The organism is Bartonella sp. MR30HLJHH (genome assembly GCF_042194195.1).
GTDB classification, from domain to species: Bacteria; Pseudomonadota; Alphaproteobacteria; order Rhizobiales; family Rhizobiaceae; genus Bartonella; species Bartonella grahamii.
Window position 1 is genome coordinate 239,426 of sequence record NZ_JBHIMO010000002.1, and the last position, 13,847, is coordinate 253,272.

The following is a 13,847-nucleotide window of genomic DNA, read 5'->3' on the forward strand; positions in this document are numbered from 1 at the left end:
AAAAAGGAAGCTGCGACTTTATGCGTGGTGTGTGATTTTATCATGGCATGGAATGTGGAGAGAGGGTATGGGAATGAAGAGTCTATGAAGGGAGGGGAAGTTGGGACGAAGAGGCGGGTGCGTTGATGGGAGAGGAGAGGCTGTGAGGGAATAGAGGGGGAAAGTTTTGTGTTTGTAGAGGGGGTGAACGGGTGCTTTTAGTGATCTTACTTTAGAGTGGTGAAGGGGCAAGAATATTTTAGAATAGGACGTATCTGTCGCGTTTGATGAAACATCATCTTTTGAGGGGTGGGTGATCTGAAGTTTATAGGGGGAGTTGGATATATTGGCAAATAATGTTAATTAGTGCGCTGTTGCTTAATCAGAAATCAGCCACAAGATTGCTTTTTGTTTTTTCGCTTTGAGTTCTCTAAAGTTTTTTAAAAGGGTGTGTTCTTTTTCGCTATAGGTGCATTGATCGTGGTGTGAGGTATCTTCTTTTGGGGCAATGTCTGCATAAAAAAAGCTTATGGGAACATCCAGTTTTTGGGCGATTTCGAGTAAACACCCTGCGCTTACACGATTTAAGCCTTTTTCGTATTTTTGGATTTGTTGAAAACTGACACCTAAATAGCTTCCTAATTCTTTTTGGGAAAGTCCCATTGAAATGCGTCTGTGACGAATTCTTTTACCTATAGAAATATCAATAAAATTTGGATTTTTGGTTTGCACTTTAAGCCCCCCTCCGGTTGCGAGCGCCCTCGCATTGGTATTCCGGGAGTAACAAGTACTGAGTCCGAGTCAGCATTTTGCTTTTAGTGCTCATCGCACCTGGACATAGCAAAATCTCCCGGAATCCCGGGACACCCACAAAAGTGGGTTCAATTGTACGCTCGGACTTAGGGCTTGTCTTCCCTATTGATCGTTGCGTAGACGATCAAAATTACAGTATTCATTCATAAGGCAATTTCAGAAAATTGGCAAGAGAAATCAAAATAATATCAAAGACTATAAGATTGGGTACTTTTTAAAAAAGTGCGAAATATGGATTATAAATCGCGTTTTTTCCTATAGAAATGTCGATAAAATGTGGATTTTTGGTTGGCACTTCAAGCCCCCCTCCGGTTGCGAGCGCCCTCGCATTGGTATTCCGGGAGTCACAAGTACTGAATCCTAGTCAGTTTTTTTGCTTTTAGTGCTGGTAAGCACTTGGACATAGCAAAAACTCCCGGAATCCGGGCCCCCCACGAAAGTGGGTTCAATTGTACGCTAGGGTTTAGGGCTTGTTTTCCCTCTTGATCGTTGCGTAGACGATCAAAATATCTTTTAAGTGATAAAGTAATTTTAGAAGATTGGCAAATAAAAATAGTTTTTATTTATAAACTTTATTTTTTAATGAGAGGCTTTCCGCCTCTCAAACTCTCCGGAACGCTCACCAAAATCATGAGATCAGACCGTGTTTAATGAGGAGACTAACAATCCTAGGTTCTTAAGGTCAAGGAAACCCTTACAAGGCGTCTAACGCGTCCTTGACAAAAGAACCTAACGGCTTGTTTGTCCCTCTCACGCGGCTCCGAAATCATGATTAGAAGGGGAGCTTATAGGGGTGGTGATATCAGGCATATTAATTTATCAAGTTTTTTTTAGAGTGCGATGAATATTTTAGGATGGATTTCTTTGTCTGGTCTGATGAAACAGTCTCGTTTGAGGGGGGGATCTGAAGTGCGTGGGGGTGTTGGGTAAGAAGCTGGGATGTCGAGCATTGTTTTCAGAGTAGCGCGGGGCTGGTGGTGTGGGAATTTTATTTGGCTTTATTCTGTGAATGTATAAAAGCGTAAAAACGGAAATGTGCAAAAAAGGAAAAGGCTTTATGTCGCTAGGGGGCGTTGTGGTTAATGAGACGGAATGTATAGGGATCGTGTTTTCAAGCTGGGAGTGCAACATAAATAGAAGGAGTGGCTTAGAGGAAGTGTGTGGAGAGAGGAAAAATGGGGCAGGCTGTACGGGAAATGCATAGAGAGTGGAGAAAGGCTGTGGAGCATGTCGTGGATGGATGTGTGAAGGATGTTTTTGAAAAAAGGAGGGGGCTTTTGGATGGGGAGTGGTGTTTGCATTTATCCAAATGGCGCGTGTTTAGGGTGTGGAAGGCGGAAGGTGAGGAAAAGTTGGAGGGATGAGGATTGTTTGTAAGTCGTGGAGGATAGTCAGAGGCGTTGGGAAAACGGTTGAGGGGGAGAAATTTTAGCGTAATTTCTCGTCACTCTGAAATCAAGATCATCATAAAATTGGAGGAAATGGGTGGGTAAAATTAGTGGAGAGAAAGTTTTGAGCCTCAATATCTGTGGTGATATGTGTGGTGATGTTTTTTGAGCGCATGAGAGAGTAAACTTGAAAAACCTTTCTCTTTTTGTTGAATTTTTATTCACAAACTTAAGAAAATAGGATATGAACGCTGGAAATAACGCACAGCTTAACAAAATATGTGCACTGTAAAGGAAATGTTTGTTTATGTCAAAAGAAGAAGTTTTAGAATTTTCTGGTATCGTTACTGAACTCTTACCGAACGCGATGTTTCGTGTGAAACTGGAAAATGATCATGAAATTATTGCGCATACTGCTGGTAGAATGCGGAAAAATCGTATTCGGGTGTTGGCCGGTGATAAAATCATGGTGGAAATGACACCTTATGATTTGACAAAAGGGCGCATTACATATCGCTATAAGTAGCCTAAGGGGTGGCTTGCGCTTTTTTGTAAAAGTCATCATATTATTTCTATTATTTTTTAACAGTTTTTTAGCTTGCTTTTCATGAGTGAAAAAAGGGGAGTGTTTGAAGAGCCTTGAAAAATTGTAAAATCAATGCGGAAAAAGATCAAGGAGATTAATGGCGTTTAAAAAGGGGGCGCGTAAAAGGGGGTGTTTAAAAGGGGTGAGAGGGAAGCCGATTGTGAAGGGGTGGAAATGAAAAATATAAGAGAGTGGGGGAAAAAACGTTTGGCAGATGCTCTTACAGAAGGAATTCATTTGGTGCTTGCTTCTGCTTCGCCAAGACGTTTAGCGCTCTTAGCACAAATAGGGATTGATCCTCAGCAGGTTTGTGCAAGCGATATTGATGAAACGCCAAAATTAAAAGAACATCCTGCAAATCTCGCAAAACGCTTGGCAAAAGAAAAAGCGCTGAAAGCCCAAGAAATTTTGCGCTGGTACAATCAGAATGGTCAAGAAGAGTTGCAGAATGGTCAAGAAAAATTACCTCAACAGAAAATGGTTATCTTGGCTGCTGATACGGTGGTGGCTGTGGGGCGCACCATTCTCCCCAAACCAGAGGGTGAAGACGAGGCTTATGAATGTTTGCGATACCTTTCTGGGCGTTCGCACAAGGTCTATGGCGCCGTTTGTGCGCTCAATGAACGTGGAAAAATAACCGTAAAATTGGTTGAAAGTCGTGTCCGTTTTAGACGCTTAACTTCTGCCATGATGAAGGCTTATCTTGCTTCTGGCGAATGGGAAGGGAAAGCTGGTGGCTACGCTATTCAGGGAAAAGCCGGCGCTTTCGTTGTCCATATGGCTGGTTCTTACTCCAATGTGGTTGGTTTACCGTTGGCTGAAACAGTCGATCTCTTGACCACTTATCACTATCCACTTTTCACTCATTGGGCTGAAGAAGTGCATTAGAAAAACTTTAAGGCAAGATCAATGCAAGGTGAAAAGCAACAAAAAGAAAAAAGCAAAAATGAAAAAAAAGGAACAGAAGAAAAGTTAATGAAGGAGCAGATGACAAAGGTGCGCCAAGAAAAAAAAGAGCTAAATTTGCAAAAAGAGATCCGTCCTCCGCATCCTTGTCCGATTTGTGGTCAGATGGCACAACAAAACGCCTATCCTTTTTGTTCCACACGGTGCCGAGCCATTGATCTTAATCGTTGGCTTTCAGGCGCTTATATTTTACCGCCCCCGCCGCAAAAAAGTGATGAAGAAGAATAAAGGGGGAATTCCTTTTGAGGAGAGAATGCTCAGAGCGTTTTTTTGTGTTGGAGCTGAAGGGGAGGTGCGCGGGATTATCGTAAATGGATTCAAGAGCTGGATTAACGGCTTGGTTATTGTCGTTGTTCGTAGAGATGCAGATTAAGTTCAATCAATGATGAAAAATTTAATACATATCTAAGACTTAGCACCAGTGGTTTTGTAATTATAAATTTCTTTGTTGCGGGAAGGTTGTTGATGCCTTTAGAGTGTGAGGGAAGGATTGATAATTCAATCAGTATTGCTAAGGAAAAAGAGGGGCGCGTGTTTTGGTGCAAATAGATGGGGCAACAAAAATCGCTTGTTGGTGCTTTGTTGCGGAAGGTCGTTGATGCCTTTAGGGTGTGAGGGAAGAATTGATCATCCAATCAGTCTTGCTAACAAAAAAGAAGGGTGCGTGTTTTGGTGCAAATAGACGGGGCAACAAACAATCGCTTGTTTGTGCTTTTGCTGGGTAATGGCATGGTGTCATTTGGGGGCTGGATTGATTATATCGTGATTTTGACCGTATCTGTGTACACTTGGGAAGCTGATCAATATGATGTCGCTTTTATTGGAGCGGCAACATTATTACCTGGATCGTTCTGTCTAAGCCAATTGGAATGTTGGTCAATAGCCATTATATGATGCATTGGTTGCGTGCATCGTTGTTATTACGGGCGTTATGTACTGTCGTTTTATTGATGGCGACGAGTCTGCAAGGATTTATTATACTGGCAGTTATTCGAGCGACTTTCAATAGTCTAGCCATTCCAGCAATTTCCGTTTTCAGTGCAAATTCTGTGCCTGAACACGAACGGACTCGTTACTATTCTGTGCTTAATATGATCAATAGCGCAGCAAAGATGATAGGACCTGCTTTGGGGAGTACGCTTTGTCGCGTTTTTTCAGATACATATACTTTATTGTTTTCTGGATTTCTGACATTGCTAGGCTTTATAGTGTTTTGTTGTATTGGTGCACAACCTGTCTCGTCACTCATGATAAAAACAGCGAACACCATGAAATCACAGCATAGGCTTTATGGGACAACTTGGTATGCCTATGTGGCGGTGATGTTTGTGTATTTTCCATGATCTTTATGGTGAATAATCAGTTGCCTGTCATTCTTAATGCACTGAAAATGAATAAAGAGGTTCTTGGGATGCTGGTATCTGCTTCAGCGATTGGTAGTTTTCTATATGGGTTTTGGAGAGTGAAACAATCAAAGCATAAATCCCTTACAGGCAAAATATCGGAGTTGTTAATGCCAGCAATGTTAACAATGATTGGTTTTCTAATGATCTCAGTGTGCTTTTTTTACTTGGATTTACTCCGTATTGAGATTTTGTTTTTCTGTTCTTTTCTTATTGGAGTGGTGAGTGCCTACTTTTCCATATCTTCTAACGTTTATCTGGTAACCAATTTCAATGAACAGATTGGGGTGGCTTCTGGATGGGTGCAGTCTATACAAAATTTAGCTATGTTGCTGGCTCCCTTTGTTGGAGCGTTTGTTTTAGGTCACACTTCGGCTGGGCAGTTGTTCCTTTTTTCTGGATTGAGTGGATTATTCTGTTTATTGGCTATCAGGATATTGGTGAACCGTTCTTTGTCTATTGTTCGTTCTTAATGATTGGCTCATCAATGAAACAAATGTTTTAAATCATTTTTCTGAGATTCAGGGCGTGCGGGAATAATCTAAAATAGGGCAGCTTTTACAACGTTATAAGCTCAACCTTTTGATTTTTACTTAACCGCTCATATGTTTTTTTCGGGGCTTTGCCTTCTTGACACGGTTCCACTGTCTCGTAAACGCAATTGGGGGCATGGTTTTGAGTAACGATTGCACTGTATTGAACCCTGTTATGCTACGAATAGTTAAACTTTAAACTCCAGCCGCTGATCCTCAATCAGCTTGACTTAAAGCGATAACGGAAACAGAAAACGAGCTATAGCGTGAATTGTCCTATATGCCGTAAAACATCACTCTTTGAGGGAGGGTGGTGTACTGAGCTGAATTTTACTTAAGGATGTTTTGTTGTTTGATATATTAGCGAATAACGTTGATCGTTGCGCTTTTGCTTAATCAGAAATCAGCCACAATATTGCTTTTTGTTTTTTCGGCTGGAGCTCTCTAAAGTTTTTTAAAAGTGCGTGTTCTTTTTCGCTATAGGTTTCTTGATCGTGGTGTAAGAGAGTGTCTTTTGTTGAGATATCTTCTTTTGTGGCAAGGTCTGCATAAAAAAAGTTCACGGGAACTTCTAGTTTTTGGGCGATTTCGAGTAAACACCCTACGCTTACACGATTTAAGCCTTTTTCGTATTTTTGGATTTGTTGAAAACTGACGCCTAAATGGCTCCCTAATTCCTTTTGGGAAAGTCCTATTGAAATGCGTCTGTGACGGATTCTTTTGCCTATCAAAATGTCGATAAAATGTGGATTTTTAGTTGGCACTTCAAGCCCCCCTCCGGTTGCGAGCGCCCTCGCATTGGTATTCCGGGAGGTTGAAAATACTGAGCTCAGTCAGCCTTTTGCTTTTAGTGCTTACCGCACTTGGACATAGCAAAAGCTCCCGGAATTCCGGGATACCCGCAAAGCGGGATAAATTTATGTACTGAGCGTTCGGGTTTTCAACTCCCTATTTGACCGTTGCGTGGACGATCAAAAACACGTGCTTATCAATAAAGTAATTTTAGAAAATTGGCAAGAAAAATCAAAATAATCTCAAAGGCTATAAGATTGGGTACTTTTTAAAAAAGTGTGAAATATGGATTATAAATCGCGTCTTTTGCTTAATCAGAAATGTCGATAAAATGTGGATTTTGGTTTGCACTTCAAGCCCCCCCTCCGGTTGCGAGCGCCCTCGCATTGGTATTCCGGGAGTTAAAGGTACTGAACCCTAGTCAGCTTTTTGCTTTTAGTGCTGAGAAGCACCTGGACATAGCAAAATCTCCCGGAATCTGAAGATATCCGTAAAGCGGGTTCGTTTTTACGCTAGAGCTTAGGGCTCGTCTTCCCTATTGATCGCTGTGTTGGCGATCAAAAACACGCTTTAAGTGGTAAAGTAATTTCAGAAAATTGGCAAGAAAAATCAATATGTCATAAAACGGCGTTATTTGGAGGGGCGGTGATATCAGGCATATCAATTTATCAAGGTGTTTTTTAGAGCGTGATGAATATTTAGGCTGGATTTCCTTGTCTGGTCTGATGAAACAGTTTCGTTTGAGGAGTGGGTGATCTGAAGTTTATAGGGGGTGTTGGGTAAGAAGTTAAATTGTAGAGTATTGTTTATAGAGCACTGCGGAGTGGTGAACCTTTCATTTGGTTGCATTCTGTGAATGTGTAAAAGCGTAAAAATGTGAATCTGTAAAAGTGAAGTGGAGAATTTGTGGATTTATATATTGTGCGTGTTTTTGGTCGCGTTGGGCTTTTGTTTGGCGTGGAATGTGGTGAGATAAATGGGGGGACGCATTTGTGAATGGAGGGGGAAGTTGGGAGGAAGAGGGGGGTTAAATTGTGAAGTGTGTGATGGCGAGGCTTTGCTGGCGAGGCTTTGCTGGCGAGGCTGTGATGGTGGGGCTGTGATGGTGGGGGTTATAGGGGAGTTACAGTTTTTATTTAAATAATAACAGTGTGCCTTTCTCTCCCTCTTGCTATAGGGCTTGTGAGGGCCCATATTCTTTTTAGCACTACAGTTCTTCTTTATGCGGCATCATTTGTGGTGTTTGTGGGGGGTGGCCGGTCCTTTGAAGATGCCTCTTTTGTGGAATGTTGGGGGAATAAAAGTGCGGCGGTGGCTTAAGTTGAAGGAAAAAAAATGAACTTGGAAAAATATAGCGAACGGTTGCAAGGTTTTTTACAATCAGCACAAAATAGCGCTCTCTCTTCTGATCATCAGCAGTTTATGCCGGAGCATCTGTTGAAAGTGCTGTTAGATGATTCTCAAGGGTTGGCGGCATCACTGATCCAAAAAGCGGGTGGCGATCTTACTCTTATTCGAAAGGCGCTTAACGAAGCGCTTGATGCTTTGCCAAAAGTGCAAGGGGGAAATGGACAGCTCTATTTGTCTCAGCCGTTGGCAAAAGTCTTTAACATGGCTGAAGATCTGGCGAAAAAAGCCGGTGATCAGTTTGTGACTGTGGAGCGTGTGCTGCAGGCACTGATCATGGAAAAGACAGCAAAAACTGCTGATATTCTCACAAGCGGAGGGTTGACAGCGCAAGCGCTTAATCAGGCTATTAATGATTTGCGGAAGGGAAAAACAGCAACAAGCCCTCATGCCGAAAGCCAATATGATGCTCTGCAAAAATATGCTCGTGATTTGACAAAAGATGCCCGCGAAGGAAAACTTGATCCTGTTATTGGGCGGGAAGAGGAAATCCGCCGCACTATTCAGGTGCTTTCACGGCGTACCAAAAATAATCCTGTGCTGATCGGTGAACCAGGGGTGGGAAAAACAGCTATTGTGGAAGGGTTGGCATTGCGCATTGTTAATGGCGATGTGCCTGAAACTTTGCGTGATAAACAGCTTCATGCGCTTGATATGGGAGCGCTTATCGCTGGTGCAAAGTTTCGTGGGGAATTCGAAGAGCGCCTCAAAGCGGTGCTGGCAGAGGTGCAAGCTGAAAATGGTCAGATCATTTTGTTTATTGATGAATTGCATAATCTCGTGGGGGCAGGAAAATCCGATGGACCTATGGATGCTTCCAATTTGCTAAAACCTGCTCTCGCACGCGGAGAACTCCATTGTGTGGGGGCTACGACTTTGGATGAATATCGAAAATATGTCGAAAAAGATGCTGCTCTTGCACGCCGCTTCCAGCCTGTCTTTGTGCCTGAACCTTCTTTAGAGGATACTATCTCTATTTTGCGCGGTATTAAAGAAAAATATGAACAACATCACAAAGTGCGCTTGGCAGATAGTGCTTTGATTGCGGCGGCGCGTTTGTCTAACCGCTATATTACCGACCGTTTCTTGCCGGATAAAGCTATTGATCTTATCGATGAAGCGGCGGCACGGTTGCGGATGCAGGTCGATTCAAAGCCGGAAGAACTCGATGCACTTGATCGGCGTATTTTACAGTTGAAGATTGAACGTGAAGCTTTGAAAACTGACGTGGAGCCAACAGCAAAAGAACGTTTGAAAAGGGTGCAGGATGAACTGAAAATATTGGAACAACAGTCAGCTGAGATGACAACGGCTTGGCAGGCTGAAAAGCAAAAATTAGGGCATGCTGCTGATTTGAAAAAACAACTCGAAGAAGCACGCAATGCTTTGGCTATTGCACAGCGTGATGGACAATTCCAAAAAGCTGGAGAACTCGCTTATAGCGTTATCCCTGAACTCGAAAAACAATTGAGCATCGCTGAAAATGATGACCAACAAAATCATCTCGTTGAAGAAACGGTCACTGCTGAACATGTGGCACGGATTGTTTCACGCTGGACCGGTATTCCTGTTGATCGAATGCTGGAGGCAGAACGGGAGGCGCTGTTGCGGATGGAAGATGAAATTAGCAAACGTGTGATTGGTCAAGGCGAAGCTGTTCAAGCTGTTTCTCGCGCTGTACGCCGCGCGCGCGCAGGGTTGCAAGATCCCAATCGTCCGCTTGGCTCTTTCATGTTTTTGGGTCCTACTGGTGTGGGGAAAACCGAATTAACCAAAGCTCTGGCCGCTTTTCTTTTCCAAGACTCTAATGCCATGTTGCGCATCGATATGTCTGAATATATGGAAAAACATGCTGGGGCGCGGCTTATTGGGGCGCCGCCTGGATATGTTGGATATGAAGAGGGAGGCGTGCTGACCGAAGCCGTACGCAGAAGACCTTATCAGGTCATTCTGTTCGACGAAATTGAAAAAGCACATCCTGATATTTTTAATCTCTTGTTGCAAGTGCTCGATGAAGGACGTTTGACCGATAGTCAAGGACGTACCGTCGATTTTCGCAATACCTTGCTGATTATGACTTCTAATCTTGGTGCTGAATTTTTAACTGCTTTGCCTGAAGGACAAACAACTGATCAGGCAAAAAATGATGTCATGAATGTCGTCAAAGCGGCTTTTCGCCCTGAATTTTTAAACCGTATTGATGAGATTATTCTTTTTCAAAGATTGCAACGCCACGATATGGAAGCGATCGTCGATATTCAGATAGAACATTTGCAAAATTTGCTCAATGAACGCAAAATAACTTTGCAAATCGAGCCAGAGGTGAGGAAATTTCTTGCCGATAAAGGCTATGATCCTCTCTATGGTGCACGTCCGCTTAAACGGATTATCCAAAAAGAAATTCAAGACCCACTGGCGGAAAATATCTTGTTTGGAAAAATTCACGATGAAACAACGGTGAAAATTATAAAACAAGGTGATCGGTTGGAATTTTTGCCTGAAGATTAAGTTTGAAGAAATTCACGCTATAAAGGGCGGTGATAATCCTATTGTGTGATAAAACACCGCTCTTTGAGGCGTGCTGATTTAGAAAAATTCACGATGAGACAGCGGGTGTTTTATTGCAAAGCAAAGGGAGTGGTCGGTGTTTTTGCATATTAAATGAGTGTTCTCGAATATCGTAGGATTCTTTTATTTCTGTTTGTAGTGAAAACTATTTTCTTGCAATGTAATGAGTGAAGTCACAAGCGGGATTGCTTTATTGCTTTATTGCTTTATTGCTTTGTGCGTAAAAGCGTTAAAGAGAAATGCCGTTTATCTGCCGTAAAATATTGCTCTTTGAGGGGGTGTGGGGAGCTGGTTTGAATGTGACTTAGGGGGGATATGAATGGAATAATGTTGATCGTTGCGCTGTTGCTTAATCAGAGATTAGCCACAAGATTGCTTTTTGTTTTTTTGCTTTGAGCTCTCTAAAGTTTTTCAAAAGGGTGTGTTCTTTTTCGCTATAGGTTTCTTGATCGTGGTGTAAGAGAGTGTCTTTTGTTGAAAGATCTTCTTTTGTGGCAAGGTCTGCATAAAAGAAGTTTACGGGGACATCTAGTTTTTGGGCGATTTCGAGCAAACATTTTGCGCTTACACGATTGAAGCCTTTTTCATATTTTTGGATTTGTTGGAAACTGACGCCTAAATGGCTCCCTAATTCTTTTTGGGAAAGCCCTATTGAAATGCGTCTGTGACGGATTCTTTTGCCTATCAAAATGTCGATAAAATGTGGATTTTTAGTTGGCACTTCAAGCCCCCCCTCCGGTTGCGAGCGCCCTCGCATTGGTATTCCGGGAGTTAAAAACACTGACTTGACTCAGCTTTTTGCTTTTAGTGCTAAAGCACCTGGACATAGCAAAATCTCCCGGAATTCCGGGATACCCGCAAAGCGGGATAAATTTATGTGTCAAGTCTTCGGGTTTTTAATCCCTATTGGTCGTTGCGTAGACGACCAAAATTACACTTTAAGTGATAAAGTAATTTCAGAAGATTAGCAAGAAAAATCAAAAATTTTCTATTCTATTATGCTGTAGAACATTGCTCTTTGAGAGGGTGTGGGGAGCTGGTTTGAATTCGACTTAAGGGGGGGATATGAATGGAATAATGTTGATCATTGCGCTGTTGCTTAATCAGAAATCAACCACAAGATTGCTTTTTGTTTTTTCGCTTTGAGCTCTCTAAAGTTTTTTAAAAGTGCGTGTTCTTTTTCGCTATAGGTGCATTGATCAAGGTGTAAGAGAGTTTCTTTTGTTGAAAGATCTTCTTTTGTGGCAAGGTCTGCATAAAAAAAGTTCACGGGGACATCTAGTTTTTGGGCAATTTCCAGTAAACATTTGGCACTTACACGATTTAAGCCTTTTTCATATTTTTGGATTTGTTGGAAACTGACGCTTAAATGGCTTCCTAATTCTTTTTGGGAAAGTCCTATTGAAATGCGTCTATGACGGATTCTTTTGCCTATCAAAATGTCGATAAAATGTGGATTTTTAGTTGGCACTTCAAGCCCCCCTCCGGTTGCGAGCGCCCTCGCATTGGTATTCCGGGAGTTAAAGGTACTGAATCCGAGTCAGCTTTTTGCTTTTAGTGCTGAGAAGCACCTGGACATAGCAAAATCTCCCGGAATTCCGGGATACCCGCAATGCGGGTTTGTTTTTACGCTCGGATTTAGGACCTTTAATCCCTCTTGATCGGTGCGTAGACGATCAAAATTACACTTTAAGTTAAAGGAATTTCAGAAGATTAGCAAGAAAAATCAAAAATTTTCTATTCTATTACGCCGTAAAACACGGCTCTTTGAGGGGGAGTGAAAAGCTGGAATATTTGAGGGCAGGGCTTGATTTGTTGAGCCTGATTAAGTGCTGTTGTTTGAGGGAGATTTGAAGTTTAAGGGTACTAGGCAAAAAGCTTTGTTCGTTTGCAGAGCAGTGCGGAGTGGTGGTTTGGAAGTTTCGTTTGGCTTCGTTCTATGAAGATGTAAAAACGTGAAAATGTGAATCTGTAAAAGCAAAGCGGGGGATTTGTGGATTTATGTGTAGTCAAGATGATTTTAAATTTAAAGTACTAGGTTATTCAGCTAGTAAAGCAGAATTTCCTAGTACAGAAAAAAGACTAATACTGTACAAACAGTTCTATATTTTGATGATAAAAAAGTTCTATTTGTTATAGCAAGAACAGCTATTCGAGATTTTTTTTGATATTGTCTCTAAATTTGGAACTACCAGCCAAAATATGGGTCTAATTTATCAGTAAAATTAACTAAATCTAGTAACAATAATAGAGCTTACTATGTAATAAAATACACGGTATTGCTAATGAGACTTGACTTTAAAATAAGAATGCAAGTTCAATTTTCTAATCCAGAAACAAAAAACTTATGAGTTTAAAGATTATGAAATTTTAAACAGATATTTTAACACTGAAAAATTTATTAATCTATTACAAGAAAAAGCAGGAGCTATAATTACATTAACATAAAAATAAGCCCTCTGTTGTAACAGAGGGCTTTAAAAGCGGAAAAAATTCTCAACATTGGGGAAACAATGTCAAAAAAATCAAACTTACAAAATTTAAAACATCTTATAAATTATGCAAATTCACATCTTAGTACTTTATAGATATAAAGGCGATGGAGGAATTCGTACCTTCGGAAACCGTCACTACTAAGAATGTGTGTGAAGCTAGCAGAGAATTAAAAAAATGGCAAGCAGAAAAAAAGTTTAAACAAAAAAAGAAAACTTTGCTGTTCGTGCCCATAAATATAATGAATTAATTCCAAATAGTGCTTTTTATTGTAAAGCGTATCCAGAAACTGAAAATCAGTTAATTCACTACAATAAATATAATAACAAAATTAAACAGAAATATTGTTAAAGATAGAAGTTCTAAAAGACTGATTTAAAAAAAATAATTTCTCAAAAGCTAAAGATGATATCATAAAAGATATGGTTAAAAGACATTTTATTAAAAAAGGATATTTTAAAAAAAATACGATACTTTACCAAGCCCTGTAATGAAAAATTTATCGGGAATTACAAAAGCAACTTTTTAACACCTACTTTAGAATTAAATGATGATGAGATATTAAGAAATGCATATAAAGGTGGGCTTTGTTTTTTTAATCAAGAAATGGGGACATATATATATAATGGAATTGAAGTATATGATGTTAACAGTATGTACCCAGCTATGATGTTAAAACTGTTACCTATAAGTAATTCTATCTACAAAAAAGACGAAATATTCACAAATTCATATTGTGCGTGTTTTTGGTCATGGTATGGAGTGGTGTGAGGATTGGGGGAAGAGTTTTCTTGAATGGAGGGGGAAGTTTAGAGGAAGAGGGGTGTTAAGTTGTTAAGTGTGTGATGGGAGAGAAAAGGGGGAATGGAGGATGAAGAGAGTGCGCATGGATAGGAGGAGAGTGGGCTTGATTTGTTGA

General features: G+C 40.9%; 14 protein-coding genes. 10 read left to right on the plus strand and 4 right to left on the minus strand.

Features of this window, described 5'->3' with window-relative positions; genetic code table 11:
* Positions 1-357: 357 nt before the first annotated feature.
* Positions 358-711, minus strand: coding sequence for a helix-turn-helix domain-containing protein (locus tag ACFIKR_RS02370; protein WP_375658674.1), 354 nt, complete (start codon positions 709-711; stop codon positions 358-360).
* 1,241 nt (positions 712-1,952) lie between these two features.
* On the opposite strand from ACFIKR_RS02370, the gene ACFIKR_RS02375 reads away from it, so the two are divergent.
* The 7 genes from ACFIKR_RS02375 to ACFIKR_RS02405 all read left to right on the plus strand — a co-directional run bounded on the left by ACFIKR_RS02375 (position 1,953) and on the right by ACFIKR_RS02405 (position 5,608).
* The gene (locus ACFIKR_RS02375) at positions 1,953-2,156 is read left to right on the plus strand and encodes a hypothetical protein (RefSeq protein WP_375658675.1); all 204 of its coding nucleotides are present in this window, start codon (positions 1,953-1,955) and stop codon (positions 2,154-2,156) included.
* A gap of 331 nt (positions 2,157-2,487) precedes the next feature.
* Positions 2,488-2,706: a translation initiation factor IF-1 gene (infA, locus tag ACFIKR_RS02380; protein WP_004857577.1), complete on the plus strand. Its 219-nt coding sequence runs from the start codon at positions 2,488-2,490 to the stop codon at positions 2,704-2,706.
* Between the two features lie 234 nt (positions 2,707-2,940).
* Positions 2,941-3,654, plus strand: a complete 714-nt coding sequence (locus ACFIKR_RS02385) for a Maf family nucleotide pyrophosphatase (RefSeq protein WP_375658676.1) — start codon at positions 2,941-2,943, stop codon at positions 3,652-3,654.
* A 21-nt stretch (positions 3,655-3,675) separates the two neighbouring features.
* Positions 3,676-3,960 (plus strand): DNA gyrase inhibitor YacG, encoded by a 285-nt coding sequence (gene yacG, locus ACFIKR_RS02390; RefSeq protein WP_375658677.1) that lies wholly within the window; start codon positions 3,676-3,678, stop codon positions 3,958-3,960.
* A 441-nt stretch (positions 3,961-4,401) separates the two neighbouring features.
* Positions 4,402-4,626, plus strand: a complete 225-nt coding sequence (locus tag ACFIKR_RS02395) for a hypothetical protein (RefSeq protein ID WP_375658678.1) — start codon at positions 4,402-4,404, stop codon at positions 4,624-4,626.
* Complete coding sequence (locus ACFIKR_RS02400; RefSeq protein WP_375658679.1) at positions 4,623-5,075, plus strand: MFS transporter; 453 nt, start codon at positions 4,623-4,625, stop codon at positions 5,073-5,075. Before ACFIKR_RS02395 ends, ACFIKR_RS02400 begins: the two co-directional genes overlap by 4 nt.
* A gap of 5 nt (positions 5,076-5,080) precedes the next feature.
* Positions 5,081-5,608, plus strand: a complete 528-nt coding sequence (locus tag ACFIKR_RS02405; protein ID WP_375658680.1) for a hypothetical protein — start codon at positions 5,081-5,083, stop codon at positions 5,606-5,608.
* 452 nt (positions 5,609-6,060) lie between these two features.
* Here the strand turns inward: ACFIKR_RS02405 and ACFIKR_RS02410 are convergent, their stop codons facing one another.
* Positions 6,061-6,432, minus strand: a complete 372-nt coding sequence (locus ACFIKR_RS02410; RefSeq protein WP_375658681.1) for a helix-turn-helix domain-containing protein — start codon at positions 6,430-6,432, stop codon at positions 6,061-6,063.
* Positions 6,433-7,436: 1,004 nt separating this feature from the next.
* On the opposite strand from ACFIKR_RS02410, the gene ACFIKR_RS02415 reads away from it, so the two are divergent.
* Positions 7,437-7,604, plus strand: a complete 168-nt coding sequence (locus ACFIKR_RS02415) for a hypothetical protein (RefSeq protein WP_375658682.1) — start codon at positions 7,437-7,439, stop codon at positions 7,602-7,604.
* Positions 7,605-7,795: 191 nt separating this feature from the next.
* Positions 7,796-10,375, plus strand: coding sequence for an ATP-dependent chaperone ClpB (gene clpB / locus ACFIKR_RS02420; RefSeq protein ID WP_375658683.1), 2,580 nt, complete (start codon positions 7,796-7,798; stop codon positions 10,373-10,375).
* Positions 10,376-10,784: 409 nt separating this feature from the next.
* Here clpB and ACFIKR_RS02425 read toward each other — a convergent pair whose 3' ends face one another.
* Both ACFIKR_RS02425 and ACFIKR_RS02430 read right to left on the minus strand, forming a co-directional pair.
* Positions 10,785-11,156 carry a helix-turn-helix domain-containing protein gene (locus ACFIKR_RS02425; protein WP_375658706.1) on the minus strand — a complete coding sequence of 124 codons (372 nt, stop codon included), beginning with the start codon at positions 11,154-11,156 and terminating at the stop codon, positions 10,785-10,787.
* 378 nt (positions 11,157-11,534) lie between these two features.
* Entirely contained in the window at positions 11,535-11,906 is a 372-nt protein-coding gene (locus ACFIKR_RS02430) for a helix-turn-helix domain-containing protein (protein WP_375652790.1), read from the minus strand.
* 1,523 nt (positions 11,907-13,429) lie between these two features.
* Here ACFIKR_RS02430 and ACFIKR_RS02435 point away from each other — a divergent pair.
* On the plus strand, positions 13,430-13,699 hold the full coding sequence (locus ACFIKR_RS02435; protein ID WP_375652811.1) for a DNA polymerase: 270 nt from the start codon (positions 13,430-13,432) through the stop codon (positions 13,697-13,699).
* Positions 13,700-13,847: the final 148 nt, after the last annotated feature.